The organism is Paraconexibacter sp., assembly GCF_059438195.1.
Genome location: NZ_JBLKKY010000042.1, coordinates 14,771 through 41,263, shown reverse-complemented (window position 1 = coordinate 41,263; position 26,493 = coordinate 14,771). Strand labels below are relative to the sequence as shown.

The following is a 26,493-nucleotide window of genomic DNA, read 5'->3' as shown; positions in this document are numbered from 1 at the left end:
CGCGCCTGCGAGCACGGCCGTGCCGACGACGATCGCGCAGAGCAGCGCGAGCACGATGCCGACGACGAGCAGGACGCCGAACCCCCGGACCATCGGGACGGGGCTGAGGACGAGGACGAGGAACCCGCCCGCGGTCGCCGCAGCCGCCGTGACGACGGTCGGCGCCCCGCGACGGAGCACGCCCTCGACGGCGCCGTCGACGTCGCCGTCGGGCGTCGCCGCGCGATGCTCCTCGATGCGGGCATGGAGCTGGATCGCGTAGTCGACGCCGAGCCCGATGAGGATCGGGAGCACGGCGAGCGACGCCATCGTCAGCCCGGCGCCCGCGAGGGAGAGCGTGCCGAACGTCAGGCCCGTCGCGGCGAGCGCGACGACGAGCGGCAGCAGACGCAGCCGCTGGCGGAAGACGACCGCGAGCGTGAACGCCATGACGAGCAGCGACGCGACGAGAAGCGGCGGGATCGCGTCCGTGATCGCGTCCGTGAGATCCGAGATGACGACCGGCGCCCCGGTGACGAGGTAGGCGCCGCCGCCGTCCTCGAGCGTCCACTCCGGCATGGCGACCGCCGCCCGCACGTCGGCGATCGCCTGCCGGCGCTCCGACTCGGAGAGGTCGGGCCGCATGCGGACCTGGATGAGCGCCGACTCGCAGCTCGGGAAGATCGACGCGAAGCGCGCCTTCGGGCACCCCGCCGGACGCTCCTCGTCGAAGACGATCCGCGAGATGAAGTCGGGGTTGTCGATGCGCGGCAGGGAGTTGAGCCCGAGCCCGTAGCGGACGGCGAGCTGGAGGAGGCCGCGGGTGAACTCCTCGCCGACCGCCTGCTCGGCGCGCTCCCCGGCGCGCTGCACCTCGGCGTCGCTCTTGCCCTCCTCGCGCGCCTTCTCGCGCGCTTGCTCCGCCGCCTGCTGCGCCTGCTGCGCCGTCGCCTGCTGCTGCGCGGCGAACTGCGTCGCGATCTGGTTGACGGCCTCGTTGAGGAACGTCCCGGGGCCGAAGACGACCTTCGCCGGCTTCGTCGCCGCGAGGCGCGCGCACGGTCCCCCGGGGCCGCCGGGAGGCTCGACGCCCTCGGGCGCGTTGCCCGACAGGCAGCCCTCGAGGCCGATGATGCGCTGGAGGTCCGCCGTGAGGACGCTGAACCGCAGCGGCTGCTGCACGAGGACGGCGACCGCCTCGTCGCCGAAGCTCTCGCGGAACTCCGCGGTCGCCGCGTAGGAGTCGTTGCCCTGACCGACGAGCGTCTCGGTCGTCGCGGTCGGCTCGAGCCGCAGCGCGAGCAGCGAGAAGAGGAGGACGAGCGCGCCGACGGTGAGGACGGCACGCAGGGGGCGGGCGGCGGCCGCGCGCATCAGCGGCGCGACGAGACGGGTGATCATGCGGCGCGCGTTCCCTCCACGCCGTCACGGTAGCGACGGCGTGCGCGTTCGGAGCCGCTTGCCGCGGCGCCGATCGCGGAGGGAGGGGACGGGTCGTCAGTCCATCGTGAGCGGGCCCATGGACTCGCCCGAGAGGAACTGCCGGATGAAGGGGTTCTCCGAGTTGAGCATCTCCTGCGCGGGACCGGCCTCGACGATGCGGCCCTTCCAGAGCACCGAGATGTACTCGGCGACCCGGCGGCAGGTCATGATGTCGTGCGAGATGATCGCGAAGGCCGGGAGGTGCGGCTTGTTGCGCGCCCTCGCGTCGTTCATCGTCTCCTCGTGGATCTCCTGGATGAGCTCGCCGAGAAGAGCCGTCCGGACGGGGTCGAGACCGGAGTCCGGCTCGTCGAAGAGGACGATGTCCGGGTCGAGGACGAGGGCGCGGGCGAAGCCGGCGCGCTTGCGCATGCCGCCCGAGAGCTCGTTCGGGAACTTGTCCTTCGCCGCGCCGAGACCGACCTCCTCCATGCGGCGGTTGACGATGTCGGCGATCTCGCTCTCGCTCTTCTCCGTGTGCTGGCGGAGCGGGAACGCGACATTGTCGAAGATGTTCATCGAGCCGAAGAGCGCGCCGTCCTGGAAGAGGACGCCGAACTTCTTGCGCATCTCGAACAGCTCCTCGTCGGGCATGTTCGGCACGGACTCGCCGTGGACGAGGACGTCGCCCTGGTCGGGGTAGAGGAGGCCGACCATGTGCTTGATGCAGACGGACTTGCCGGTGCCCGACGGGCCGAGGATCATCGAGATCGTCCCCTCGGGGATCCCCATGTTCACGCCCTTGAGGATCTGGTTGCGGCCGAACGCCTTGTGGACGTCGATGAACTCGACGGCGTCGGGGAACTCGGTCCGCGTCGTCTTGTAGGTGTGCCACTGGTACTCCTCATCGCCATCCGGCTCGTTGACGATGGAGACGCGGCCGGCCTGGCCGCGCTGCTCGGCGGCAGCGGCGGGCTGCTCCTGGGTCCCCGGCTCGTCCTCGGCCCAGGGCGCGAGGTCGTCGCTCGCCGCGGAGGCGGGATCGTCGACGGCAGGGGCCTCGTCGGCCATCCAGTCGTCGGTCTCGGGACGCTCGCGCTCGTCGCGCTCGTCCCGTCCCTCGTCGTCTCCCGACCCCCACTTCGGAATGCGCGGCATCTCTCTTAACCTCCGATCGGAGCGCGCGGATTCGCGCCCCAGAAGAGCTGTGTCCCGAGCATCCCGATGAGATGCACGAGGACGATGTTCAACACCATTGACTTCGCGGTCGCCGTCCCGACGCCGACCGGACCTCCGCTCGCGTGGTAGCCGTAGTAGCACCCCACGAGGACGATGACCGTCGCCATCGACATGCCCTTGATGACGCTGTAGAGCAGGTCTGGCGGATTCTGGAACATCCAGAAGATGAGGAAGAAGCCGCCCGAGGACACCTCGCCGATCTGCTCGACCACCGCGAGGTAGCTCGCGAAGAAGCCGGCGCCGACGGCGGCGATGTACATGAAGGGCAGCACGAGCCACGAGGCGAGCAGGCGCGTCGCGCAGAGGAAGAGCGTCGAGTCGATGCCCATCACCTCGAGGGCGTCGATCTCGTCGGAGATCCGCATGGACCCGAGCTCCGCGACGATGCCGGTGCCCACCTTCGCGGCCATCATGTAGCCGAAGGCGTAGGGGACGAGCTCCCGCAGGTCGCACCAGGCGGAGAAGACGCCGGCGTAGGCGGGGGCGCCGACCGAGCGGTTGAAGTACGCGCCCTCGATGCCGCACTGGAGGCCGATGATGAAGACGAGGCCCCAGATGACGAGCGTCGAGCTGAGGATGAGGATGCCGCACTGGCGCAGCGCCTCGCCGAAGAACTTGAGGACGCGCAGGCTGTAGACCTGCCCGACGATCTTGCCGCAGAACTTCGCGATCTCCCCGAAGGTGGCGATCCAGTCGCGCGGGACGGCGAGCCAGCCGGGCATCAGCGGATCACCGTGATCTCGGGGTTCGTCGCGAGCAGCGTCTGGGTGAACACGTAGTTGAACGCGAAGACGCCGAGGAAGGCGATGACGACCGCCTGGTTGACGGCTCTGCCCACCCCCTCGGCGCCACCGGACGCGGTCATCCCCTTGTAACAGCAGACGATCGCGATGATGGCACCGAACATCGTGCACTTGAGGACGGACCCCCAGAGGTCCGTGACGGAGGCGTTCGTGAAGAAGGTCGCCCAGAACGGGCCGAGCGGCGCGCCGTTGACGAGCGTCGCGAGGATGCCGCCGAAGATGCCGAAGAGGAGCGCGTAGACGTCGAAGAGGCCCGTGACGAGCATGAGCGCGAGGAACCTCGGCACGACGAGGTTCTTCACGGGGTCGACGCCGAGCACCTGGAGAGCGTCCAGCTCCTCGCGGATCTTGCGGGCGCCGAGATCCGCCGTGATCGCCGTGCCGGCGACGCCGGCGAGGACGATCGCGGTGACGAACGGGGCGAACTCGCGGATCGACGCGAGGACGAAGAAGCCGCCGAGCCGGTCGATCGCGCCGAAGAGGACGAGGAAGTTCGCCGCCTGCAGCCCCGGCGCGCCGTACCCGAAGGCGACGGTCGAGACGAGGAGCGGGAACCAGCAGAGCCGCAGCGTGAACAGGAACTGCTGCACGAACTCGCCGCCGTACGGATACGGAGGTCGCAGGGTCGACACGATCGTCTTCCCCGTCAGGATCATCATGTCCCCGACCTCTTCGAGCAGGTTCTTCGTCGGAAGAAACGCTCGATCGGCGACGTTGCGTACCACTTGCCTGTCCCCTCCTCAGGGCGAGATCCGACGCCGATCCCGGCGCCGGGGTCGGCAGTGTATGCGACCGCGCGGATCGCTGACAAACGAGAACCGGCGGCAGCGCGCCGTTTCGGGGTGTCACCCACGCGGGTGGACGCTCATCCCCCTTGCGGGAGAGAGCGGCGGGGTTCCGTGCGAAGCGACGCGAACCGGCCTTCGGGCGCCCCGGCTTCTGGTACGTTCCGCGCCGGATGAGGAGGGGAACGCGAATCGGGTCGGTCGTCGCTGCCACCGTCGCCCTCGCCGTCGCGGGCTGCGGCGGGGACGAGCGTCAGGACGCGAACGAGCCGAGCGGCACGTACACGGTCGAGGTCGTCGAGGCCTCGTTCCCGGAGGAGCAGTCGCTCGCCGAGCCGACCGAGATGGAGATCACCGTCCGCAACGCGGACACCAAGCCCGTCCCGGTCGTCGCCGTCACGATCGACTCCTTCTCGCGGGACTCCGAGCAGCCCGACCTCGCCGACCCCTCGCGGCCGATCTGGGTCGTCGACGAGGAGCCCGAGGGCGGCGTCTCGGCCTACACGGGCACCTGGTCGCTCGGCGAGCTCGCCCCCGGCAAGACGCGCACCTTCCGCTGGGCGGTCACCCCGGTCGAGGCGGGGACGCACACGGTCGGCTACCGCGTCGCGGCGGGCCTCGACGGGGAGGCGAAGGCGCAGCTCCCGGACGGCGGCGCCCCCGAGGGCTCCTTCGAGGTCGTCATCGACGAGGAGCCCGCGCAGGCGCGCGTCGACCCGCGGACCGGCGAGGTCGAGCGGGTCGAGCCCGACGAGGGCTGACCGCGGGCCGGCGGACCGGGCTCCCGCGTCCGCCGATCTCCCTCACTTCGGGAGCCGCGGCGCGATGATGCGATAGGCCTTGAGCCCGAGCCCGAGGCGCTCGCGGTCCTCGCTGAGCATGGGATCGAGCCCGGTGAGCTCCTTCACCCGCTCGAGCCGGTAGGCGACGGTGTGGCGGTGGGCGTAGATCGTCGCCGCCGTCGCGTTCATGTTGCAGTTCTGGTCGAGATAGGCCTCGAGCGTCCCGACGAGGTCCGTCCGGTACTGGTCGTCGTAGCGGACGATCGGCGCGACGGTGTCCTCGTAGAAGCTCCGGACCTCCTCGGGGTGCGACGCGAGGACGCGGAAGAGGAGCCGGTAGGTCCCCGTCCCGATGTCGCGCGAGTCGAGGCCGCTCACGCCCTCGCTCTGCCGCAGGACGTCGAGGACGAGCTCGGCCTCCTGGATCGCGCGCGCGAACTCGCCGGGGTCCGCGTAGAAGCTCGAGAGGCCCACCGTGCCGTAGCGACCGAGCCGCTGCGCGAGGCGCCGCGCCCGCTCGAGCGTCGCCTCCGGCGCATCGTCGCCGCCGGCCGCCGGCAGCAGGGCGTACACGCGGTCCTCGATGAGCTGCGCGAGCGCGCCGGGCTCGTCGCCGTCGATGATCGCGACGACGTGGCGCGGGCGGTCGGTCCGCAGCTCGGCGCACAGGACGACGCAGCCTCGCGAGAGGTCGCAGCCGAGCCGGTCGGCACGCCGGACGATCTCGCGCGGCTCGAGGTCGGGCCGCGCGCGGAGGTCCTCGAGGAAGGAGCCTCGGAGGTTCTGCTCGACCTCCTCCTTCGCCTCCTCGATGGCGACCTCGGTGAGCGACGCGACCGCCGCGAGGTGGAGGTACTCGCCCGCGTCCGCCGCGGGAGTGCATCCGGGATGCGCGAGGAGCACGACCGCGCCGACGGCCTCGTCCCCGCTGAGGATCGGGACCTCGGTGAGCAGCACCTCGGGCACCTCCGTGAGAGGCCCGTCCGGGACCTTCGTGCGCTCCGCGACGTAGCTGCGGACGACCGCGAGCGTCTCCTCGGGCACGTCCTCCCCGCCGCTCACGGCGGTGACGCCGAGTCGCGGGACGACGATGACGACCGGCGCGCCCGCCGCCTCCGCAGCGAGGTCCGCGACGCGTCCGAGCCCGTCACCGCCGAGGACGGCCTCCACCATCTCGAGATGGACGGCACGCAGACGCGCGACGAGCTCTGCGGCGGGGGGTGTGGGTGGCGTGGGCGGGGCGGGGACGGGCTCGGGCATCGGCGCGAGGGAGGGTCGGAGGGGCGCGGAAAGAGAGCGGGGCGGCGGGATCGCTGTCGCGTTCCCGCCGCCCCGGTGGACCGTGGGCCTGTGGCCTGTCGCTACGCGGAGGTCGCCGCGGCGTCCGGGTGAGCCTGGAGGATCTCCTCCCCCGCCTCGCCCGTCCTCACGCGGTAGGCCTCGTCGACCGGCAGGACGAACACCTTCCCGTCACCGACGGCGCCGGTCCGGCCGTGCTTGAGGATCGTGTCCACGATCGTCTGCACGTCCTTCTCGGCCACGACGCACTCCAGCTTCACCTTCGGCCGGAGGTAGTTCGTGAGCTCAGCGCCGCGGTAGCGCTCGGTGATGCCCTTCTGCCGACCGGAGCCCTTGACCTCGCTGATGCTCAGCGACGGGAACCCCAGCTCGAGGAGCTCGAGCCGGATCGGCTCGAAGGCCTCGTGGCGGATGAAGGCCTCGACCTTCTTCACGCCGTCACCTCCTTCGTCGTCGTTGCGGGAGCCGCTCCGCTCAGCGCGGAGCTGGCCGGAGCCGCACCGTAGCCGACGAGCTCGGGCGCCGGGATGAACTGCTCCGGGTAGCCGTACATGCCGTGATCGGTGATGTCGAGGCCCGCCTCCTCGGCGTCCTCGTCCACCCTCAGCCCGACCGTCACCTTGATGAGGTAGAAGGTCGCGTAGGAGAGGATGAAGACGGCGCCGAACGTGAGGAGCACGGCGAGCGCCTGCGAGATGAGCTGCGACGCCGAGCCGCTGTAGAAGAGGCCCTGGTTGACCTCGTCGACGAGACGCGGCGAGGCGAAGAGCCCGGCTGCGAGCGTGCCCCAGATGCCGGCGAGACCGTGTGCCGAGAGCGCGCCGACCGGATCGTCGAGCTTGATCCGCTCGAAGAAGTAGACGCCGTAGACGACGACGAAGCCGCCGATGAGGCCGATGATCGGGGCCGCCCAGAACTCGATGTAGCCGGACGGGGCCGTGATCGCGACGAGGCCGCCGATCGCGCCGTTGCCGCACATGCCGACGTCGAGGGTCTTCGTCTTCATCCAGACGAGCAGCGACGCTCCGATGACGCCCGCGGCGGCACCGAGGTTCGTCACGACGATGATCTCCGCGAACTGGCTGCCCGCGGCGCTGACCGTCGAGCCGGCGTTGAAGCCGAACCACCCGAGCCAGAGGATGAGGACGCCGAGGCCGAACAGCGGCATGTTGTGGCCGGGGATCGCCCGCGGCTTGCCGTCGGGGCCGTACTTGCCCTTGCGCGGCCCGAGGAGCAGGAGCGCCGCGAGCGCCGCCGTGGCGCCGGTGAGGTGGACGACCGACGAGCCCGCGAAGTCGAGGACGCCGTCGCCGATCTCGGCGAAGACGCCGCCGCCGAAGCCCCAGTGGGCGATGAGCGGGTAGATGACGCCCGCGAACACGAGGGCGAAGATCGGGTAGACGATGAACTTGATCCGCTCGAGCGTCGTGCCCCACACGATCGCGAGCGACACGGCCGCGAACATGAACTGGAACACGAAGAACGCGGCTCCCCCGTCGACGCCCGCGCCTGCGGCGACGCCGTCGACCTCGCGGCCGAACTGGAAGAAGAAGCCCGTGTCGCCGGCGAGAGTCGCCGCACCGCCGAACGCGATCGCGAACCCGCAGGCCCACCACGCGATCGAGGCGACGGAGAAGTTGATGAGGATCTTCGCGATCCCCGTCCCGACGTTCTTGCCACGCGAGAAGCCGATCTCGAGGAACGCGAAGCCCGCCTGCATGAAGAAGACGAGCACCGTCGCGACGATCACCCACGTGGTGTCGACGGACGCGGCGACCTCGGCGATGTTCGGCGGCGCGTCCTGCGCGAACGCCGAACCCGGTGCGATCAGTGCGGTCAAGAAGGCCAGGGCGGCCCCCTTGAACGCGATGGAACGACTCATGTACGTCCTCCTGGGTCGAAGTGCCGAACCATCGTCCGGGAGAGGAGGCCGCAGCTCTTTAGCCAGGTGTCGGAACTTCCCCGGGGCCGTTTCGCCAACCGGTCGGAGCCCTCCCGACGCCCGGGCGAAGCCCTCGACGTCGGCTTTGGACATCGGGATAAGGTGCTTGCGAGAATCGCCATCTAGCGTGGTCACCAGTTTCCGCGCGCGGGAATCACCTGTGCGCTCGCCACGTGTCTCAGACGTCCCTTCAGGAGGACTCCCGAACCTCATGCCTCGCACCCGTCAGCACAACGTCACCGCCGCCCAGTGGAGCGCGAACGGCTCCGCGCTCGGCGTCTCCGACCTCACCGCGCCGGGCGCGTCGGTCTTCGGGTCCAACGTCTTCTCCACGGCCGTCCAGCGCGAGCGCCTGCCCAAGCACGTCTTCAAGCAGCTCCAGGCCGCGCTCTCGGAGGGGACGGCGCTCGACGCCTCCCTCGCCGACTCGGTCGCGCAGGCGATGCGCGAGTGGGCGATGGAGAAGGGCGCGACCCACTACACGCACTGGTTCCAGCCGCTGACGAACCTCACCGCCGAGAAGCACGACGGCTTCTTCGAGCCCGTCGGCGACGGCACCGCGATCGCCGAGTTCTCCGGCAAGGAGCTCATCCAGGGCGAGCCGGACGCCTCGTCCTTCCCGACGGGCGGCATCCGCGCGACCTTCGAGGCCCGCGGCTACACGGCGTGGGACCCGACCTCGCCCGCGTTCCTCATGCCGAACCCGAACGGGGCGCTCCTGTGCATCCCCACGGCGTTCGTCTCCTGGACCGGCGAGGCGCTCGACCACAAGACGCCGCTCCTGCGCTCCATGGACGCGATGAGCAAGGCGGCGATGGAGGCGCTCCGCGTCCTCGGCGACGAGCGCTCGCAGCGCGTCTTCACGACGGTCGGGCCGGAGCAGGAGTACTTCCTCATCGACGAGCAGTACTACTACGAGCGGCCCGACCTCTACACGACCGGGCGCACGCTCTTCGGCGCGAAGCCCCCGAAGGGCCACGAGCTCGACGAGCACTACTTCGGGTCGATCCCCGAGCGCGTGCTCGCCTACATGATGGAGGCCGAGGAGGAGCTGCTGAAGCTCGGCGTGCCGATCAAGACCCGGCACAACGAGGTCGCCCCGGCGCAGTACGAGCTGGCGCCGCTGTTCGAGAACTCGAACGTGAGCTCGGACCACCAGCAGCTCACGATGCAGGTCCTCCAGAACGTCGCCCGCCGGTACGGCCTCGTCTGCCTCCTCCACGAGAAGCCGTTCTCCGGCGTCAACGGGTCGGGCAAGCACAACAACTGGTCGATGGGGACCGACACCGGCCACAACCTCCTCGAGCCGGGCGAGACCCCCGTGGAGAACATGCAGTTCATGTTCTTCTGCTCGGCGGTCATCAAGGCGGTGAACAAGCACCAGGCGCTGCTGCGGGCGTCGGTCGCCAACGTCGGCCAGGACCACCGTCTCGGGGCCAACGAGGCCCCGCCGGCGATCATCTCGATCTTCCTCGGCGCCGAGCTCGAGGCGGCGTTCGAGAAGATCGCGACGGGCAAGGGCGGAAGCGCGAAGCGGGGCCTCATGGGCCTCGGCACCGACGTCCTCCCGACGATCCCCAAGCACGGCGGCGACCGCAACCGCACGTCGCCGTTCGCCTTCACCGGCAACAAGTTCGAGTTCCGCGCCGTCGGGTCGAGCATGTCGCTCGGCTTCGTTAACACGGTGCTCAACACGATCGCCGCCGACGCCATCGAGGAGCTCACCGGCGACCTCAAGAAGGAGGTCAAGGCCGCGAAGGGCGACGTCGCGAAGGCCGTCGCCGCGATCGTCAAGCAGGTCTGGACCGAGAACAAGCAGATCGTCTTCGACGGGGACGGCTACTCGGAGGAGTGGCACAAGGAGGCCGAGAAGCGCGGCCTCGTCAACCTCCCGACGACCCCCGACGCGCTGCCGTGGGTCACCCACAAGCAGACCGTCGACGCGTTCAAGAAGTACAAGGTCCTCTCGAAGCGCGAGCTCGAGTCGCGCTACGAGGTCTTCGTCGAGCAGTACTCGACGAAGCTCAACATCGAGGCGGAGACCGCCGCGTCGATGGCGCGGACGATGATCCTCCCGGCGGCGCTCCGCCAGATGGAGCTGCTCGACGACGCCGGCGAGGGGCCGGGCGTCGAGAAGCTCAAGGGCGAGCTCTCGGGCCTCATCGACGATCTCGTCGACGGGATCTTCGCGCTCGAGAAGGCGAACGACCACGACGGTCCCGAGGGCGGCGTCAAGCACGCGATGTACATGCGGGACACCGTGTTCGCCGCGATGAACTCCGTCCGCGAGAGCGCCGACAAGCTCGAGAAGATCGTCGCCGACGACCTCTGGCCGATGCCGAAGTACGCGGAGATCCTCTTCATCAAGTAGCGACTCCGCGACACGAGGCGCAGGACCGAGGGCCCCGCCGCGGCGGGGCCCTCGTCGTGCGGGATCCCGGACCGTGCCGTCCCGGTCGTGCGCTCTCGACCTGACGTTGCTCACGCCGAGCGTGAGCAACGTCAGGAGGGATGCACGAGGCGGGCGAGCGCGCCGACCTCGGGCGCCGGTCGCGCGAGGACGGCGGCGCCGCAGCGGGCGCCGAGCTCGCAGGCCTCCGCGATCCCCCGGCCCGCCGCGAGCCCGTGGGTGAGCCCCGCGGCGAAGGCATCTCCGCAGCCGTAGGCGTCGGCCGGCGGTCCGGGCGGCGGGACGGCGTTCCAGCGGCCGGTCGTGCCGTCCGAGGCCGTCCACTCTCCACCACGCGCGCCCTCGGTGAGGACGACGTGGCGCGCGCGCCCTCGCAGCTCGTCGTCGATGCGCTCCCCCGGGTCCCCCGCGCTCGCGACGAGGGCGTCGAACGTCACGCCGGCGTCGAGCAGCGCCGCTCCGGCGCGCGGCGTCGCGACGAGGACCCTCGCCCGCCGGGCCGCGTGGACCGCCGCGGCGTCGCCGCCGGTGAGATACGCGCCGTCGGCGCCGCCGAGGTCGACGTCGCCCTCGGGGACGAGCCGCTCGCCGAGGACGACGATCGTCCGCTCGGCGTCGTCGGTGAGGAAGGTGACGACGCGGCGCTGAGGACGGGCGCGCCGCTGCGCGACGACGTCGATCCCGGCTTCCGCGAGCTCCGCGGCAGCCTCGTCGGCGCGGCGATCGTCGCCGAGGGCGCAGACGAACCGGCAGCCGCCCGACAGCGCGGCGAGGGCGCGCGCCGCCATCGCGCCGCCTCCGCCCGCGCCCTCGCGCACGCCGCCCGCGTGGAGGATCTCCCCGGGACGGGGCATCCGCGCCGCGACGATGAAGTCCGCCCACTCGACGTGTCCCACGACGGCCATCCGCGGCGAGTCTCCGCTCACGGACTCGACGCTACCGGGGTCTCGCGCGCGTCCGGACCGGTGCCCGGCGCGGCGTCGCCGGTCCGAGTGCAGGCGCGCGACAGCGCCCTTGCACGTGCCGGTTGACACGAGTTCACGCCATCGTCACATTTGGCGCGTGCGCCTCTCCCCGCACCGACCCGCACCGTCCGGCGCCCCGCTGCCGGCGCACCGCGCATGGGAGGAGGCCATCGGCCGGGTCCTCGCCCGCGCCGACGCCGCCGCGGTCTCCTGGAGCGAGCGCCCCGGGCGTGCCGCCGCGATCCTGCTCGCCGCGGCGGCGGGCATCGCCGCGATCGGCATCCCGCTCGGCCTGCTCCTCGTCGACGACCAGGCCGTCGCGTTCCGCGAGCTCATGCCCGGCACCTGGCTGAGCTTCGCCGCGATGCTCGCCTGCGCGGCGACGTCGTGGGCGGTCCACACGCGCACCGCGGCCCCCGGGGAGCGGTGGCACGCCACGTTCTGGGGCCTCTCGGCCGGCGTGTTCGCCACGCTCGCCGTCGTCGAGATCGCGCAGCCGACCGTGTTCCTCAGCCACTGGCTGCAGGACGCCGCCGGCGTCCACACCGCCTTCGGCCTCGCGGACCTCGACGCTGCGCTCGTCGTCTTCCTCCTCGCGACGGTCTTCGTCGCGCTCCTCGTGCGCTCCCTCGTCCTCCTGCGTCACCCGCGCTCCCTCCTCCTCTTCGGCGTCGGCGTCGCGTTCGCCTTCGCCTCCCAGGCCCTCGACTCGACGTTCCCCGCGACGGCGTGGGAGTTCGTCGCCGAGGAGTCGCTCAAGCTCGCTGCGGAGCCCTTGTTCCTCGCGGGTTTCCTCGTCGCGTTGCGGGAGACGACCGCCGCGGCCGATAAGAAGGCGTAACCTCCTCTGCCGATTCCGGGTAAGGGGAGGACAGCGCCGATGCCTGCTCCCCCGCGCCCCGCCCACCCCCGCCGCGTCGCCGTCGAGATCGTCCTCGCCGTGATCGGCCTCACGATCGTCGCGTCCCTCGCGCTCGGCACGCGGCTCGACCTCGGTCTCGGCCTGATCGACCTCGCCGCCGTCCGGCTCGTCCAGGACGGCGCGACCTCCGTCCTCACGGACGTCATGCGGACCGTCAGCGACGTCGCGGGCACCGACAGCCTCCTCCTCGTGACGGTCGGGGTGTCGCTCGGGCTCATCGCCCGCCGGCACTGGCACGGGGCGGCCGCGCTCGTCCTCTCCGTCCTCGCGACGCAGGCGGTCTGCGCCGTCCTCAAGCCGCTCGTCGAGCGGGACCGCCCGCCGGAGGGCGAAGCGCTCATCAACGCCGGCGGCTACTCCTTCCCGAGCGCACACAGCGCGAGCAGCGTCGCGCTCTACGGCATCCTCGCGCTCATCGCCGCCCACGAGCTCCAGGGCCGCGGCGGTCGCCGCTACGTCATCGCCGCTGGTCTCGCGATCTGCGTCGGCGTCGGCCTGAGCCGCATCTACCTCGGCGCCCACTACCCGAGCGACGTCCTCGCCGGGTGGCTCGTCGGCGCCATCGTGGCCGTCGCCTCCTGGCGCGCCGTCCTCGCGGTGCGCGGCATGCGGCCCGCTCCGGCCGCCGCCTGACGCCGCGACGGGTCGGCGCCTCCTCGCGGGGCCGTGACGGCGCGTCACGCGCCCGGCCGACGCGACGGCGGACCGCTCGGAGCACGCGGCCGGCACCCGCCGCGCCCTTGCGGAGCGCAGCGGGGAGGGCCTCACGTGAGCCGTGGGCCGGCTCAGGTCGCGTTGCTCCAGTCGAACCGGTAGTGGATCCAGTTGCTGTCCTCGAAGGCGAGATCGAGATCGCCGGCCTTCACCCGGAACGACCCCTGCCCGCAGTCCCCTCGCTTCCAGATGAAGCCCTGGTCGAGATCGATGGTCACCCCGTGCGGCTCGCCGGTCACGGGGTTGCGCAGGGTCGTGCCCCGGGCCTCTCCGACCCCGTCGGCGGTGAACCCGCTCTCGATGCCGTCCTCGTCGACGCGGACGTCGGCGCGGACGACTCCCGCGACCTCGTAGGTCGAGCCGAGGATCTCCCACGGCATGCCGCCCAGGGCGCCGGTGTAGATCTGCGCGAGGCAGTCGAGCTGCTCGTCGGTGACCGCCGGCGGAACGACGAAGACGACGCGACCGCCGCCGTCGTGGATGGCCTTCGGCCAGTCGATGACCGCGAGCGCGGTGACCCCGGAGAGGTCGACGTCGCCGCAGCTCCCCTGGTCGATGCTGTTGACGACGGCCGCCTTGCAGCTGCCGTCGGGCGAGGTCGGGAAGCCGCTGAAGTTGCAGGTGCAGCCGGGCTGGCAGTTGCAGAACTCGTAGCCCGTCCCCGTCATCTGCCACGCCGTCCTCGCGGCGGTCTCTGTGTCTGTCGCGGACATGGTCACCTCCAGGTGATCTCTGTGATCGTCGATGGGGAGGCGACGAGGACCGCTCCGAGCACCGCGAGCCCCACCGCGGCGACGCGGGCGATCCCCTCTCCCCTCGACGCGTGCTTCTCGAGCAGGACGAGCGCCGTGATGACGACCATCCACGCGAGGTCCATCGTGCCGAGCGCGACGAGCGCGGCGAAGAGCGCCCAGCAGCAGCCGACGCAGAAGCCGGCGTGCTCGACCCCCATCCGCAGCGCGCCGAGCGGCCGGCCGGCGCCGCCGGAGCGCTGCATGAAGAAGCCGAGCGGGGAGCGGCAGTGCCGCAGGCAGGCCGCCTTCAACGGCGTGAGCTGCCACGCCGCGGCGAGGAGGAGCGTCGCGCCGGCGACGCGCCCGGCCCACACCGCGCCGTCGGCCACCGGTTCCTCGAGTGCGCGGAAGGCGAACCAGGCGGGCAGCGCCGGCAGCGTCCAGACGAGCAGGTAGCCGCTCGCGAAGAACGGCATCGGCGCGGCCCGTCCACGCGCCGCGGCCCGGCCGTAGAGCCGCACGACCGGCAGGACCGCCGGGAGCATCATCGCCGCCATCATCGCCACCCAGGCGACGACGAAAGCCCCCAGCGACATCGGCATCGAGGCATCCATCGCCATCGCCCCGCCCATCGCGTCGCCGCCCATCGAGTCCGCCATCCGGGCGGACCACCACCAGCCTGCGGCGGCGAGCGCGAGGAGGGCCGCCGAGACCCATGCGGATCCCGCGGGGACGTGCACCGCCGTCCTCCGGGGCGACGGCCTGAGCGTGATCACACGCATGCCGACCTCCTCTGCGGCGACTCTCCCACACCTCCGCGGCGTCCGCAAGACGAGGCCGAGCGCCGCGTGACGCGCCGCCGCGCGGGGGATGCGCGAGAATCCGGCGCTCCCGGTGCCCCGCCGACGCCCCATCCCCGCCGAGCAGGTCCCTGCGCTCCTCGCGTGCGCGCTCGCCGTCGCCGGGTTCATCGCCGTCCTCCTCCTCCATCTCGACGGGGGCGGGACGATCGACGAGCCCTGGGCCTCGACGCTCGACCTGCGGCTCACGTTCACGCTCGACGGCCTCGGCGCGCTGTACTCGCTCCTCGCCACCGGCATCGGCGCGGCCGTCTTCCTCTACTCGAGCCGGTACCTCCCGATCCACCACGCCCACACCGAGCCGCGCCGCTCGCAGCCGGTGGCCGATTCGTGGCGGTTCCACGCGCTCCTCGTCCTCTTCATGGTCTCGATGGTCGGTCTCGCGACCGCCCAGGACCTCATCCTCCTCTTCGTCTTCTGGGATCTCACGGCGATCGCGTCCTACTTCCTCATCGGGTACGACCGCCACCAGCGGGAGTCGCGGATCGCCGCGCTCATGGCCCTCCTCATCACGGGGATCAGCGCCGTGTGCCTCCTCATCGGCGCGCTCATGCTCTACGCCGACTACGGGACGTTCTCGCTCCCGGTCCTCTTCGAGGCGGCGGCGGAGGGCGGGACGACCGTGACCGTCGCCTGCGCGCTCATCGCGGTCGCAGGGCTCGCCAAGAGCGCGCAGATCCCGCTCCACTTCTGGCTGCCGCGGGCGATGGCCGCCCCGACCCCGGTCTCCGCCTACCTGCACTCGGCGGCGATGGTCGCCGCCGGCGTGTTCCTCCTCGGCCGCACCTATCCGCTCATCCAGACGAGCGACCTGCTCCTCGACGCTCTCCTCGTCATCGGCCTCGCGACGATCGCCGTCGGCGGCGTCATCTCCCTCACGCGCGACGACCTCAAGCAGGTCCTCGCCTACTCGACGATCTCGCAGTACGGCTACGTCGTCCTGCTGTTCGGGATCGGCGGCCCCTACGGCGCTCTCGCCGCGTCGTTCTACGTGGTTGCCCACGCGATCTCGAAGGCGGCGCTCTTCCTCACCGCCGGCGCGGTGACCGAGGCGACGGGCTCGAAGCTCCTCTCGGGAGCCGGCGGGCTCTGGCGGACCCATCGAGCCCTCGCGGTGGGCAGCGGCCTCGCCGCGGCGTCGCTCGCCGCGCTTCCCCTCACGATCGGGTTCTTCAAGGACGAGCTCTTCTTCAAGGCGGCGGTCGAGCGCGGGACGCCGTACGCGCTCGCGACCGTCGTCGCCGCGGGGATCACGTTCGCGTACATCGGCCGCTTCTGGACCGGCGTCTTCCTCGGGGCGCCGCGGGGGCGGACCGATCCCGTCGCCGCCGTCCTCGTCGCCCCGGTCGTCGTCCTGGCGGCCGTGGCGATCGCCGGAGGCTTCGTCGTCGGGCCGTTCGAGCGGCTCGCGGAGCAGGCCGGCGCCGCGACCTTCGGCGCTCCCACGCCGGGCGAGCCCGCCTACCACCTCGACCTGCGGGCCGAGAACGTGATGGCGATCGCGGCGTGGACGCTCGGCCTCCTGCTGCTCTTCGGCCAGTCGGCGTGGCGGCCCGCCGCGCTCGGCGTCTCGCGACTCGGCGAGCGCCTCGGGCCGGCGCGTGTCTACGAGGTCGGCCTGCGCCAGCTCAACGCGCTCTCGGACGCCGTCCACTCCTTCGAGGTCCGCGACCTCCGCACGCGCGTCGCGGCGGTCCTCCTCCCCGCCGGCATCCTCGTCCTGGCGGGCATCCTCGCGACGCCCTTCGACGACCTCTTCGAGGTCGGGACGATCGAGAGCGACGACGTGCCCCTCGCCCTCATGCTCGTCGTGAGCGCAGGGGCGGCGGTCGCCGCGTGCGTGCCGCGGGACCACCTCATGCTCGTCCTCGTCGTCTCCGCCGTCGGGTTCTCGCTCGCCGTCGTGTACGCGCTGTTCGGCGGGCCCGACGTGGCGCTCGTCGCCGTCCTCGTCGAGACGGTGTTCGGGCTCCTCTTCCTCGGCATCTTCGCGCTCCTCCCCCGCGCGGTGCTCCGGCGCGAGGCCAACCTCCCCGTCACCGCGCTGCGCATCCGCCGCAACGCGGTCGTGGGGGTCATCTCCGGCCTCTTCGCCTTCGTCGTCGCCTGGGTCGCGCTGTCGCGGCCGTCGCCGGGCGAGTCGGTGAGCGAGGAGCTCTTCGCGCGCACCGAGGACGCGCACGCGAAGGACAGCGTCACCGCGATCCTCGCGGACTTCCGCGGCCTCGACACCATCATCGAGATCACGGTCGTCGGCGTCGCGTTCCTCGGGATCGCGACGCTGCTGCGAAGGGGGAAGATGGGATGAGGTCGTTCCCGACCCAGGTCATCGCGCGTCTCCTCCTCGCTCCCGCGCTCATGATCGCCGCGGCGATCCTCGTGAAGGGCTACGCCGACACCGGCGACGGCTTCAACGCCGGCGTCATCGTCGCGCTCGCCGTGCTCCTGCAGTACGTCGCGTTCGGCACCGAGGAGGTCGAGCGCCTGCTGCCGCTGCGCCACGTCGGCCTCGTCGCCGTCGCCGGGCTCGCTCTCTCGCTCGTCGTGGCCTTCACCCCGCTGCTGCGCGGCGACGCGATCTTCACGCACAGCCCGCCGCCCGGTGAGGATGTGACGAAGCTCGGGACGCTCGAGCTCATCACCGCCGTCGCGTTCGACCTCGGCGTCTTCCTCCTCGTCGTCGGCGCCATCGTGGGCTCGGTGCGTCTCATCGCGCTGCACGACCGCACCGCCGAGCTCGAGCGGCCTCCGGCCGGAGGGACGTCGTGACGCTGCTCTTCGCCATGACGATCGGGGTCATCTTCGGCTCGGGCGCCTACCTCATGCTCAAGCCGGACCTCTTCCGCGTCGTCGTCGGGATGGTCCTCATCTCGAACGCGGCGAACCTCACGCTCATGTCCGCCGGCCTCAGCCGGGGCGTCGCGCCGTTCGTCGGCGCCGACGAGAAGTCCGGGGAGCCGGTCTCGGATCCGCTCGTGCAGGCGATGACCCTCACCGCGATCGTCATCGGACTCGGCGTCACCGCGCTCCTGCTCAGCCTCGCGTACCGCGTCTACACGTCGCACGCGACCGTCGACCTCGACGAGCTGTCCCAGCGCGAGGCGCGAACGGCCGCGGAGCTCGAGCGCGAGGAGATCGAGGTCTGATGATCGTCGCGGGGCTCGGCGTCGCGTGGGGATCGGCCGTCGCCTTCATGGCGCTCGACGGCCGTCGACGCGCCGTCGGCTGGGCGGCGGTCCTCGCGCTCGTCGCCGCAGCGGCCCTCCTCGCGGTCCTCCTCGGCCAGGTCGTCGTCGACGGCCCGCGCGACACGGTCGCCGGCGGCTGGCCGCAGGGCCTCGGCATCCGGCTGCGCGCCGACGCCCTCGGCGTGCTCTTCGCGCTCCTCTCGGTGCTCGTCCTCGCCGCGGCGCTCGCCCACGAGGTCGCGAGCGGCGAGTGCAGCCGCACGCTTCCCTCGATCGTCCTCTTCATGGCGGCGGGGCTCGTCGGCATCTTCCTCACGGCCGACGTCTTCAACTTCTACGTCTTCTTCGAGCTCTCGATGATCGCCGCCTACGTGCTCACCGCCCACGGCGGCGAGTCGCGGCAGATCGGGGCCGCGTTCATCTTCGCGGTCGTCAACCTCCTCGGCTCGTTCCTCTTCCTCATCGGGATCGGCGCGCTCTACCACGTCACCGGCACGCTCGACATGGACATGGTCGCGACCCGACTCGTCGAGGTCGACTCCGGCAGCGCGATCATCATCGGCGTCACGCTCTTCGTCGCGTTCGGCGTGAAGCTCGGGCTCTTCCCGTTCCACTTCTGGCTGCCGGCGGTGTACGCCGGGGCGCGACCCGCCGTCGCGGCCATGCTGTCGGGCGCCCTCGCGAACATCGGCGCCTACGGGCTCCTGCGGTTCGGCGGCGACATCCTCGACACCGAGGTCGAGATCGCGTCGACCGCTCTCATCGTCCTCGGCACCGCGAGCATCCTCTACGGCTCGCTCCAGGCGCTCTCACGGCGCTCCGCGACCGAGGTCCTCGCGTACTCCGCGATCGGCCAGGCGGGATACGTCATCGTCGCGATCGCGATCGGCGGCGCCGTCGGGTTCGCCGCCGCGGTCCTCTACGCGGTCGTCAACTCCCTGAACAAGACGCTCCTCTTCCTCGCGAACGGCGTGCGCGGGGTGTTCGTCGCGACCGCCTTCGTCATCGGCGCCCTCAGCGTCGCCGGGATCCCGCCGACGGCCGGCTTCCTCGGCAAGCTCGCCCTCTTCAGGACGGGGATCGAGGCGGAGTCGACCGCCGGCGCCGTGGCGATCGTCACGCTCATCTTCCTCGGCGGCGCGCTCTCCTTCGTCTACATGTTCCAGATCTACCAGTCGGAGTTCTGGCGCCAGGAGCACGAGGCGCAGGCGAGCAACGCGGTCATGCGCGGGGCCGCCGGCGTCGTCGCGCTCGCGATCGTCGTCCTCGGCGTGTGGCCGGAGCCCCTACTCGCGATCAGCGACGAAGCCGCCGCGATGCTCCGGGGGTCCGGCTCGTGACGCGGCTCGCGCTCATCCTCGTCCTCCTCGTGGGCGTCTACCTGCTCGAGCTCGCGAGCGACGAGCCGTGGGACCTCGCGATCGGCGTGTCCCTCGCCGTGGCGGTCCTCGTCGGCCTGCGCCGCTTCCTCTTCCCGGCGGGCCCGCCGCGCCGGGCAGACCTCCTCGGGCGGTTCGTGGCCTTCCCCCTCTTCGCGCTCGTCGTCGCGCGCGAGATCACGGTCGGGACGTGGCAGGTCGCGAAGGTCGTCGTCGGCGCCGCGCGCCTCGAGCAGCCGGGCATCGTCGCGATCCCCATCGGCGAGCGCAGCCCGGTCGGCGTCGTCGTCTCGGCGATCGCCGCGACCCTCTCCCCCGGCGAGTTCCTCGTCGACATCGACTGGGAGCGGGGCGTCTACTACATGCACGTGCTCGACGCCGCGGCGCCCGACGACGTGCGCGCGCACCACGAGCACCTCTACCAGCGCTTCCAGAAGGCCGTGTTCCCGTGACCGAGGTCCCCGCCCGATGATCGACGCCATCTTCTTCGGGGCGGCCGCCTGGATGGCGGGCCTCCTCGCCGTGAGCGCCGTCCTCGTCGTCCGCGCGAAGAGCGCGCCGACGCGGATCCTGGCGCTCGACATGCTCAGCCTCATCCTCGTCGCGCTCCTCGTGCTCTTCAGCGACAGCGAGGACTCCGCGTACTACCTCGATGCCGCGCTCCTCCTCGCCGTCCTCTCGTTCATCGCGGTCATCGCGGCCTGCCGGTACCACGCCGAGGGGAAGGTGTTCCGGTGAGCGCGGCCGAGGTCGTCACGAACGTCCTCGTCGTCCTCGGGATCGCCGTCATGACGATCGGCGTCCTCGGGATCGCCCGGATGCCGGACGTCTACACCCAGCTCCACGCCGCGTCGAAGGCGGTCTTCCTCGGCGTCATCGCGTTCCTCGTCGCCTCGATCATCGAAGGGGACGGCGCGACGGTGACGCGCTCGATCCTCATCGCGGCGTTCCTCCTGCTCACGACGCCGATCTCCTCGCACGTCATCGCGCAGTCGGCGTGGGCGACCCGCGAGCCCGCGCACGCCGACACCTTCGACGAGTCGGGCCGGGAGCCGGCGCCCGAGGACGCCGGCCGCTGATCCCGCCGCCGGGAGGGCCCGCCGCAGTAGGTTGACACGATCGTGTCAAGGTTGGCCCGATCCTTGCTAGAGTCGCGTGAATGCGTGACTTTCTCGAAGCCGCCCGGTCCCGCGTCGTCGTGTTCGACGGCAGCATGGGAGCCCTCCTCGAAGAGATGGACCTCTCGCTCGAGGACGACTACAAGCTCCCTGGCCGCTGCCACGAAGCGCTCGTCCTCAACCGCCCGGACGTCCTCGAGGAGGTCCACGGGTCGATGATCGCGGCGGGCGCCGAGGTCGTCGAGACCGACACGTTCCAGGCGAGCCGGCTCAAGCTCGACGAGTGGGGTCTCGGCGAGCACACGCTCGAGATCAACCAGCGCGCCGCCGAGATCGCCCGCAAGGCGGTCGGCGAGAAGAACTTCGTCGCCGGGTCGATCGGCCCGTCCGGCTTCCTCCCCGCGTCGGACGACCCGACCCTCGGCAACATGCGGTTCAGCACGCTCGTCGAGGTCTTCGCCGAGCAGAGCGAGGGCCTCATCAAGGGCGGCTCGGACGTCCTCATCATCGAGACCCAGCAGGACATCCTCGAGACGAAGGCGGCGATCTTCGGCGCCCGCGAGGCGTTCAAGAAGACCGGCAAGGTCCTCCCCATCCAGGTCTCGGCCTTCGTGCTGCCCAACGGCGGCACGATGCTCCTGGGCACCGACATCTCGTCGCTGCTGACGACGCTCGAGGCCCTCAAGGTGGACGTGATCGGCCTCAACTGCTCGTCCGGCCCCGAGGACATGCGCGACGCGATCCGCTACCTCGGCGAGAACTGCACGGTCCCCGTCCACTGCATCCCGAACGCGGGCATCCCGCAGCAGGGCGACGACGGCGAGACGGTCTTCCCCGAGGGACCGGAGGAGCTCGCGACCGTCCTCGGCGACTTCATCGAGCGCTACGGCGTCTCGGTCGTCGGCGGCTGCTGCGGCACGACGCCCGAGCACATCACCGCGATCGCCGAGCGGGCCCGTGCCGCCTCGCGGACGGACTTCTCGCGTCCGAAGGCCGGCCCGCCGCGCGTCTCGTCGATGATCACGAGCACCGCCCTCGTGCAGGACCCCCCACCGACGCTCGTCGGCGAGCGGGTCAACTCGCAGGGGTCGCGCAAGGCGAAGGAGATGCTCCTCGCCGACGACTACGACGGCCTCGTGCGCATCGCCGAGGACCAGGTGGAGGGCGGCGCCCACATCCTCGACCTCTGCGTCGCGCTCACCGAGCGCACCGACGAGGACGAGCAGATGCGGGAGGTCGCCAAGCGCGTCTCGCTCTCGCAGCCCGCGCCGATCCAGATCGACTCGACCGAGCCCGAGGTCATCAAGCTCGCGCTCGAGCAGATCCCCGGCCGGGCGATCGTCAACTCGATCAACCTCGAGGCCGGCCGCGACAAGGCCGACGTCGTCGTCCCGCTCGCGATCGAGCACGGCGCCGCGGTCATCGCGCTCACGATCGACGAGGTCGGCATGGCGAAGACCGCCGAGCGCAAGGTCGAGATCGCGACGCGGATCAAGGAGATCTGCTGCGACGAGCACGGCCTCGATCCCGAGCTGCTCATCTTCGACGTCCTCACCTTCACGCTCACGACCGGTGACGAGGAGTGGCGGCCGTCGGCGGTCGAGACGATCAACGGCATCCGCGACGTGAAGGCGGCGCTGCCGGGCGTGAAGACCTCGCTCGGCGTCTCGAACGTCTCGTTCGGCGTCGGCCCGCAGGCGCGCGCGGTCATCAACTCGGTCTTCCTGCACCACTGCGTGGAGGCCGGGCTCGACCTCGCGATGGTCAACCCGAACCACATCACCCCGTACGGCGAGATCCCCGAGGAGGAGCGCCAGCTCGCCGACGACCTCGTCTTCAACAAGCGCGAGGACGCCCTCGAGCGGCTCATCGAGCACTTCGAGAGCAAGGGCACCTCGGAGGACGAGGGCGCCGGCGCCGCCGACCCGACGGCCGACATGGAGCCCGAGGAGGCGCTGCACTGGCACATCCTGCGCCGCAAGCGCGACGGCGTCGAGGCGCAGATCGACAAGTCGGTCGAGAAGATCGGCGCGGTCCCCACGCTCAACGACGTCCTCCTCCCCGCGATGAAGGAGGTCGGCGACAAGTTCGGCGCCGGCGAGCTCATCCTGCCGTTCGTCCTCCAGAGCGCCGAGGTGATGAAGCGGGCGGTCGCCCAGCTCGAGCAGTACCTCGACCGCGTCGAGGGCTACACGAAGGGCACCGTCGTCCTCGCGACCGTGTTCGGCGACGTCCACGACATCGGCAAGTCGCTCGTCAACACCATCCTCACGAACAACGGCTACAAGGTCGTCGACCTCGGCAAGCAGGTGCCGATCGGGACGATCGTGGACGCCGCCCAGGAGCACGACGCGACCGCGATCGGCCTCAGCGCGCTCCTCGTGTCGACGTCGAAGCAGATGCCGGCGTGCATCCAGGAGCTGCACGGCAAGGGCCTCGAGTACCCCGTCCTCATCGGCGGCGCGGCGATCAACAAGGCGTTCGGCTTCCGCGCGCTCTACCCGGGCGGCAAGGAGAGCGACGAGCAGTACGGCGCCGGCGTCTACTACTGCAAGGACGCGTTCGAGGGCCTGTCGGTGATGGACCGCCTCGTCGACGAGGAGACGCACGAGGACCTCCGCAGGAAGCTCCGCGAGGACGCCGAGGCGTTCCGCGCGAAGGGCCCTGCCGAGGAGGAGAACCTCAACTACGACGACGACTCCGTGCGCTCCGACGTGCGGACCGACAACCCGGTCCCCGAGCCGCCCTTCTGGGGCGTCCAGGAGATCCCCGTCGACATGGACGAGCTCTACTCGCACCTCGACACCCACGTCCTCTTCAAGCTCCACTGGGGCGGCAAGGGCATCAAGGGCGAGGAGTGGCAGAAGCTCCTCCACGGCACCGACGAGGACGAGGGCTTCCGCCCGAAGCTCGAGCGCATGTGGCGCGACCAGGACTACCTCCACCCCCGCGCGCTGCTCGGGTTCTTCCCCTGCTACAGCGAGGGCAACGACATCGTCATCCTCGATCCCGAGGACCGCGAGACCGAGCTCACGCGCTTCACGACGCCGCGTCAGCCGAAGGGCGACCGTCTCTGCACGGCCGACTTCTTCCGTCCGAAGGACAGCGGCGAGCTGGACGTCATCGCCCTCCAGGCGCTCACCGTCGGCGACGAGGTGACCGACCTGATGGCGAAGCTCGAGAAGGACGGCGAGTTCGCCGAGCAGCTCTTCGTCCACGGCCTCGGCGTCCAGACCGCGGAGGGCCTCTCGGAGTGGCTGCACTGGAAGGTCCGGAACTGGCTCGGGATCCCCGAGACGCAGGGCCGGCGCCTCTCGTGGGGCTACCCGGCGATCCCCGACCAGTCCGAGCACGACAAGGTCGACGAGCTCCTCGGGCTCGAAAAGGTCGGCATGTCGATCACCTCGGGTCACGCGCCGGAGCCGGAGCAGTCGACGCTCGCGATGGTCCTCCACCACCCGCAGGCGATCTACTACGGCATGCGCAACGGCCGGCTCCTCCCGGACGGCTCGCCGGACGACGTCATCAAGGGCTCGCCGCGCGACCCGTCGCTGTTCGCCGAGCTCCCCGACGAGGACCCGCAGGAGGGCCCCGTCGAGGAGGAGTCCGCGCCGGAGGCCGTCTCCTCGTAGCGCCGATCCCGTCCCCCGACCTGACGAAGCTCACGCCCGGCGTGAGCTTCGTCAGGCGGGATGGGTCAGGGCTCGCGTTCGGCAGCGCCGGCGACGTAGCCCTTCAGCCACGCCCGGCCGGCCTCCGTGGTCGTGCAGCCCGGCGCGGCCTCCTCGCCCGCGAGCGCGGCCGCCCGGCCCTCCTCGTAGGCGCGCCGCAGGGCGTCGGCCTCGCCGTCTTCCCTCGTCCCGGCGGTCTCGTCGTCGCTCTGCATCTCCCGTCGGACGATGACGGATGCGGGAGGGCCGCGTGATGACCGGTGGCGCTTCCCGGCCGGCGGCGGGTGATGCGTCCGGCGTGGGCGCCGGTGCTGCGCTCACGCGGGAGCGTCCTGGGGCCGGCGCCGCGGGAGCCGGCCGGCGTGGCGAGCGGCCGGCCAAGGAGGCGAGCCGACGCCCCGCGGAAAGCTCCCGCTGAGCGAGAACTTCGCGCGGCGCTCGGCCAGCGTCCGCTTCGGCTCGGAGGGAGGAGCGACGCCACCCGTGGACGGTTGCATGGTCAAGCGTTCCCGCGGAAACGTCTGCGTACTAGTGCTGCGTTCACGCGAAAGGAGAAGCGGGCGGCCTGAATCGAGCCCGAGCAGTGGACTGCGCGCAGGGTCGCAATAGGCTGCGTGGATGGCCGCACGGAGCGAAGTGACCTTCCTGAAGCAGGACGAGCCGGTTGAGGAGTACGGACGCGCGCTGTATGCCGTAGGCCGGTCGGTCGTTCGGGCCCTATTGGATCAGCTCGGGCCTACGGAACTGGAGGTCCTTAACTGCGACCGTGAGGATGTCACTTTGCTCCAGCTCGGGCACGTCGTCCGGCTGACTCGCGATAAGGGCCTGCGAGGCGATGGGTTCGAGTGGGCTGTGCACGAGGCCGTCCTCGGCGGCGAGCCCAAGGTGTTGGAGCCGCTCTCCGCAGCGATGGGGAAGGCTTCGCCGCGACTGCGGGACGGCACTCCGACCTCCCTCCTCTTCGGCTACGAGCGCGCGCGGTACCTTGGTTTCCTCGACGCCGTGGTCAGCGATGCTGGCGAGTCCGCGCTCCTGCTACCCGACGGATCTGGGCGGCCGTTCCACTTTGCAAAGTGGGTGCCGATTGCCGCCCAAGGCAAGATCGCTGAACCCATTCTTGCTAAGAGCGCTCCGCGCATCCAGCACATGTGGAAAACCGACATCTTCCTCGGTGTCGCCGACTCGGACCGCTACGCGGGCGCCACCATCAAGTCAAACTGGCGGTTGCTCGAGGACGGCAAGGGACTTCGAGTTGGCATCGTCCCGGAGGCTGAAGACCTCAAGCCTGGCTATCGACGCTGGCAAGGTCTCCATCTAGCCGTGCTCCCCGATCCTGAAGGCTTCATGGGTCTATTCAACGACGGCTACCACGCGGTCGCGCGCGCCATCCTCACGCTCGGCAAGCAGGAGCAGCCCGACTACTGGACGAAGCCGAGCGCAAAAGCGCAGCGACTCCAGTCGCAGCTTGAAGGCTACGGCGCGGTCAAGGTCGTCGACATTGAGGCGGCGCTCGACGAAGCGGCCCAGACAAAGCTCGTCTCCGCCGACCATCAGCTCCTCTCCGTCCAAGCCCCTGAGTGGCTGCACATGACGGAGCGGGCTGTCCGCGTCGTGGCTCCGAAGCCGAGGTTCGAGAAGTTGGATTAGGGGTGTCTCGGGTTACATTTGGGCGAGCTCGGACTTCTCCTTCCGCGTGAAAGCAGGCCCCGAGGCGTTTTCCCACAATGGCTCGCTCCGAGGACGAGCGTCCAAGCGCCGCCAACCCCCGTGGCTCGTCCCAACGACGCTCCGCGTCGCCAGGACGTCACACGTCGCCGCCGTTCGCGACGTGTGGAGATCCGGCGACGCTGATCGTCGCCCGAACGTCACACGGACGCGGCGCCCCGCGGAAACGCTCGTCCACGCGCCTGGGCGCTCACTCCGCGAGCACACGCCGCAGCCGCGCCACATGTCGCTCCTACGGCTTGCCGGTCCGCTCCCGGTGCTTGCAGCCGGGCCAGCAGCAGGGGCGGCGCTTGCCCTCCTCGAGCTCCTCCTGGGTGCGACGGATGCGGCGCGCGCGGGTCTCGTCGCGTTTCGCGTCCTCGACCCAGCAGATGAACTCGTTGCGGCCCAGGGGCGTGCAGTCGTTCCAGAGGTCGAGCGCGGTCGGGTTCGCGAGGAGCGCCTCGCGGAGATCGGCGGGCATCTCGTGGACGACGCCGCCGGCCACCTGATCGACGGTCATGGCGTGATGGTAATGCGCCTAGCGTCGCGCCCCTCGGGGGCGGGCGTCCCGAAC

Annotated in this window: 25 protein-coding genes; 13 read left to right on the top strand and 12 right to left on the bottom strand. The window is 71.0% G+C overall.

The genetic code is table 11. From position 1 onward, the window contains the following. The 4 genes from ACME2J_RS14640 to ACME2J_RS14625 all read right to left on the bottom strand — a co-directional run. Window positions 1–1,380 (bottom strand): MMPL family transporter (locus ACME2J_RS14640; RefSeq protein ID WP_495545671.1); only part of this gene is annotated, 1,380 nt, incomplete at its 3' end. A gap of 96 nt (window positions 1,381–1,476) precedes the next feature. Next, window positions 1,477–2,559: an ABC transporter ATP-binding protein gene (locus ACME2J_RS14635; RefSeq protein ID WP_495545670.1), complete on the bottom strand. Its 1,083-nt coding sequence runs from the start codon at window positions 2,557–2,559 to the stop codon at window positions 1,477–1,479. A gap of 5 nt (window positions 2,560–2,564) precedes the next feature. Beyond that, window positions 2,565–3,362: an ABC transporter permease gene (locus ACME2J_RS14630; RefSeq protein WP_495545669.1), complete on the bottom strand. Its 798-nt coding sequence runs from the start codon at window positions 3,360–3,362 to the stop codon at window positions 2,565–2,567. Then, the gene (locus tag ACME2J_RS14625) at window positions 3,362–4,102 is read right to left on the bottom strand and encodes an MlaE family ABC transporter permease (RefSeq protein WP_495545668.1); all 741 of its coding nucleotides are present in this window, start codon (window positions 4,100–4,102) and stop codon (window positions 3,362–3,364) included. Before ACME2J_RS14625 ends, ACME2J_RS14630 begins: the two co-directional genes overlap by 1 nt. Before the next feature lie 299 nt (window positions 4,103–4,401). Here ACME2J_RS14625 and ACME2J_RS14620 point away from each other — a divergent pair, with 299 nt between their 5' ends. Continuing rightward, window positions 4,402–4,989, top strand: coding sequence for a hypothetical protein (locus ACME2J_RS14620; protein ID WP_495545667.1), 588 nt, complete (start codon window positions 4,402–4,404; stop codon window positions 4,987–4,989). A gap of 42 nt (window positions 4,990–5,031) precedes the next feature. Here ACME2J_RS14620 and ACME2J_RS14615 read toward each other — a convergent pair whose 3' ends face one another. From ACME2J_RS14615 to ACME2J_RS14605, 3 genes are all read right to left on the bottom strand, one after another. Continuing rightward, on the bottom strand, window positions 5,032–6,270 hold the full coding sequence (locus tag ACME2J_RS14615) for a PucR family transcriptional regulator (RefSeq protein WP_495545666.1): 1,239 nt from the start codon (window positions 6,268–6,270) through the stop codon (window positions 5,032–5,034). A 101-nt stretch (window positions 6,271–6,371) separates the two neighbouring features. Continuing rightward, on the bottom strand, window positions 6,372–6,743 hold the full coding sequence (locus tag ACME2J_RS14610; protein WP_495545665.1) for a P-II family nitrogen regulator: 372 nt from the start codon (window positions 6,741–6,743) through the stop codon (window positions 6,372–6,374). Continuing rightward, window positions 6,740–8,191 (bottom strand): ammonium transporter, encoded by a 1,452-nt coding sequence (locus ACME2J_RS14605; RefSeq protein ID WP_495545664.1) that lies wholly within the window; start codon window positions 8,189–8,191, stop codon window positions 6,740–6,742. Before ACME2J_RS14605 ends, ACME2J_RS14610 begins: the two co-directional genes overlap by 4 nt. A gap of 271 nt (window positions 8,192–8,462) precedes the next feature. Here ACME2J_RS14605 and ACME2J_RS14600 point away from each other — a divergent pair, with 271 nt between their 5' ends. Continuing rightward, on the top strand, window positions 8,463–10,622 hold the full coding sequence (locus tag ACME2J_RS14600; RefSeq protein ID WP_495545663.1) for a glutamine synthetase III family protein: 2,160 nt from the start codon (window positions 8,463–8,465) through the stop codon (window positions 10,620–10,622). Between the two features lie 131 nt (window positions 10,623–10,753). Here ACME2J_RS14600 and ACME2J_RS14595 read toward each other — a convergent pair whose 3' ends face one another. Beyond that, a complete protein-coding gene (locus tag ACME2J_RS14595) occupies window positions 10,754–11,587 on the bottom strand; it encodes a PfkB family carbohydrate kinase (RefSeq protein ID WP_495545662.1) in 834 nt (277 codons plus the stop codon). Window positions 11,588–11,723: 136 nt separating this feature from the next. On the opposite strand from ACME2J_RS14595, the gene ACME2J_RS14590 reads away from it, so the two are divergent. Next, window positions 11,724–12,467, top strand: a complete 744-nt coding sequence (locus ACME2J_RS14590) for a hypothetical protein (protein ID WP_495545661.1) — start codon at window positions 11,724–11,726, stop codon at window positions 12,465–12,467. 39 nt (window positions 12,468–12,506) lie between these two features. Then, window positions 12,507–13,181, top strand: coding sequence for a phosphatase PAP2 family protein (locus tag ACME2J_RS14585; RefSeq protein ID WP_495545660.1), 675 nt, complete (start codon window positions 12,507–12,509; stop codon window positions 13,179–13,181). Between the two features lie 152 nt (window positions 13,182–13,333). Here the strand turns inward: ACME2J_RS14585 and ACME2J_RS14580 are convergent, their stop codons facing one another. Together ACME2J_RS14580 and ACME2J_RS14575 are read right to left on the bottom strand one after the other, a co-directional pair. Further along, window positions 13,334–13,975, bottom strand: a complete 642-nt coding sequence (locus ACME2J_RS14580) for a DUF1326 domain-containing protein (RefSeq protein ID WP_495545659.1) — start codon at window positions 13,973–13,975, stop codon at window positions 13,334–13,336. 2 nt (window positions 13,976–13,977) lie between these two features. Further along, on the bottom strand, window positions 13,978–14,778 hold the full coding sequence (locus ACME2J_RS14575) for a DUF2182 domain-containing protein (RefSeq protein ID WP_495545658.1): 801 nt from the start codon (window positions 14,776–14,778) through the stop codon (window positions 13,978–13,980). A 112-nt stretch (window positions 14,779–14,890) separates the two neighbouring features. On the opposite strand from ACME2J_RS14575, the gene mbhE reads away from it, so the two are divergent. The 8 genes from mbhE (at window position 14,891) to ACME2J_RS14535 (ending at window position 24,173) form a co-directional block, all read left to right on the top strand. Continuing rightward, on the top strand, window positions 14,891–17,164 hold the full coding sequence (gene mbhE / locus ACME2J_RS14570; protein WP_495545657.1) for a hydrogen gas-evolving membrane-bound hydrogenase subunit E: 2,274 nt from the start codon (window positions 14,891–14,893) through the stop codon (window positions 17,162–17,164). Then, complete coding sequence (locus tag ACME2J_RS14565; RefSeq protein WP_495545656.1) at window positions 17,161–17,625, top strand: MnhB domain-containing protein; 465 nt, start codon at window positions 17,161–17,163, stop codon at window positions 17,623–17,625. The genes mbhE and ACME2J_RS14565 overlap by 4 nt, the downstream gene beginning before the upstream one ends. Further along, entirely contained in the window at window positions 17,622–18,002 is a 381-nt protein-coding gene (locus ACME2J_RS14560) for a sodium:proton antiporter (protein ID WP_495545655.1), read from the top strand. The genes ACME2J_RS14565 and ACME2J_RS14560 overlap by 4 nt, the downstream gene beginning before the upstream one ends. Then, on the top strand, window positions 18,002–19,384 hold the full coding sequence (locus ACME2J_RS14555; protein WP_495545654.1) for a complex I subunit 5 family protein: 1,383 nt from the start codon (window positions 18,002–18,004) through the stop codon (window positions 19,382–19,384). The genes ACME2J_RS14560 and ACME2J_RS14555 overlap by 1 nt, the downstream gene beginning before the upstream one ends. After that, complete coding sequence (locus tag ACME2J_RS14550; RefSeq protein WP_495545653.1) at window positions 19,381–19,875, top strand: Na+/H+ antiporter subunit E; 495 nt, start codon at window positions 19,381–19,383, stop codon at window positions 19,873–19,875. The genes ACME2J_RS14555 and ACME2J_RS14550 overlap by 4 nt, the downstream gene beginning before the upstream one ends. 16 nt (window positions 19,876–19,891) lie before the next feature. Further along, window positions 19,892–20,161 carry an MrpF/PhaF family protein gene (locus ACME2J_RS14545; RefSeq protein WP_495545652.1) on the top strand — a complete coding sequence of 90 codons (270 nt, stop codon included), beginning with the start codon at window positions 19,892–19,894 and terminating at the stop codon, window positions 20,159–20,161. Then, entirely contained in the window at window positions 20,158–20,502 is a 345-nt protein-coding gene (gene mnhG, locus ACME2J_RS14540) for a monovalent cation/H(+) antiporter subunit G (protein ID WP_495545651.1), read from the top strand. Before ACME2J_RS14545 ends, mnhG begins: the two co-directional genes overlap by 4 nt. An 80-nt stretch (window positions 20,503–20,582) precedes the next feature. Then, window positions 20,583–24,173 (top strand): methionine synthase, encoded by a 3,591-nt coding sequence (locus ACME2J_RS14535; protein WP_495545650.1) that lies wholly within the window; start codon window positions 20,583–20,585, stop codon window positions 24,171–24,173. Between the two features lie 65 nt (window positions 24,174–24,238). Here ACME2J_RS14535 and ACME2J_RS14530 read toward each other — a convergent pair whose 3' ends face one another. Continuing rightward, complete coding sequence (locus tag ACME2J_RS14530; RefSeq protein WP_495545649.1) at window positions 24,239–24,427, bottom strand: hypothetical protein; 189 nt, start codon at window positions 24,425–24,427, stop codon at window positions 24,239–24,241. Window positions 24,428–24,830: 403 nt separating this feature from the next. Between ACME2J_RS14530 and ACME2J_RS14525 the strand changes: the two genes are divergently transcribed. Beyond that, window positions 24,831–25,859, top strand: coding sequence for a hypothetical protein (locus ACME2J_RS14525; RefSeq protein WP_495545648.1), 1,029 nt, complete (start codon window positions 24,831–24,833; stop codon window positions 25,857–25,859). Between the two features lie 310 nt (window positions 25,860–26,169). Here the strand turns inward: ACME2J_RS14525 and ACME2J_RS14520 are convergent, their stop codons facing one another. Beyond that, window positions 26,170–26,439: a YdeI/OmpD-associated family protein gene (locus tag ACME2J_RS14520; RefSeq protein WP_495545647.1), complete on the bottom strand. Its 270-nt coding sequence runs from the start codon at window positions 26,437–26,439 to the stop codon at window positions 26,170–26,172. Window positions 26,440–26,493 lie beyond the last annotated feature (54 nt).

Coding starts and splice junctions, on each gene's coding strand:
- ACME2J_RS14635 (WP_495545670.1), bottom strand. CDS start 2,559: ATGCCGCGCATTCCGAAGTGGGGGTCGGGAGACGACGAGGGACGGGAC.
- ACME2J_RS14630 (WP_495545669.1), bottom strand. CDS start 3,362: ATGCCCGGCTGGCTCGCCGTCCCGCGCGACTGGATCGCCACCTTCGGG.
- ACME2J_RS14625 (WP_495545668.1), bottom strand. CDS start 4,102: ATGATGATCCTGACGGGGAAGACGATCGTGTCGACCCTGCGACCTCCG.
- ACME2J_RS14620 (WP_495545667.1), top strand. CDS start 4,402: ATGAGGAGGGGAACGCGAATCGGGTCGGTCGTCGCTGCCACCGTCGCC.
- ACME2J_RS14615 (WP_495545666.1), bottom strand. CDS start 6,270: ATGCCCGAGCCCGTCCCCGCCCCGCCCACGCCACCCACACCCCCCGCC.
- ACME2J_RS14605 (WP_495545664.1), bottom strand. CDS start 8,191: ATGAGTCGTTCCATCGCGTTCAAGGGGGCCGCCCTGGCCTTCTTGACC.
- ACME2J_RS14600 (WP_495545663.1), top strand. CDS start 8,463: ATGCCTCGCACCCGTCAGCACAACGTCACCGCCGCCCAGTGGAGCGCG.
- ACME2J_RS14585 (WP_495545660.1), top strand. CDS start 12,507: ATGCCTGCTCCCCCGCGCCCCGCCCACCCCCGCCGCGTCGCCGTCGAG.
- ACME2J_RS14580 (WP_495545659.1), bottom strand. CDS start 13,975: ATGTCCGCGACAGACACAGAGACCGCCGCGAGGACGGCGTGGCAGATG.
- ACME2J_RS14575 (WP_495545658.1), bottom strand. CDS start 14,778: ATGCGTGTGATCACGCTCAGGCCGTCGCCCCGGAGGACGGCGGTGCAC.
- ACME2J_RS14565 (WP_495545656.1), top strand. CDS start 17,161: ATGAGGTCGTTCCCGACCCAGGTCATCGCGCGTCTCCTCCTCGCTCCC.
- ACME2J_RS14555 (WP_495545654.1), top strand. CDS start 18,002: ATGATCGTCGCGGGGCTCGGCGTCGCGTGGGGATCGGCCGTCGCCTTC.
- ACME2J_RS14545 (WP_495545652.1), top strand. CDS start 19,892: ATGATCGACGCCATCTTCTTCGGGGCGGCCGCCTGGATGGCGGGCCTC.
- ACME2J_RS14535 (WP_495545650.1), top strand. CDS start 20,583: ATGCGTGACTTTCTCGAAGCCGCCCGGTCCCGCGTCGTCGTGTTCGAC.
- ACME2J_RS14530 (WP_495545649.1), bottom strand. CDS start 24,427: ATGCAGAGCGACGACGAGACCGCCGGGACGAGGGAAGACGGCGAGGCC.
- ACME2J_RS14525 (WP_495545648.1), top strand. CDS start 24,831: ATGGCCGCACGGAGCGAAGTGACCTTCCTGAAGCAGGACGAGCCGGTT.
- ACME2J_RS14520 (WP_495545647.1), bottom strand. CDS start 26,439: ATGACCGTCGATCAGGTGGCCGGCGGCGTCGTCCACGAGATGCCCGCC.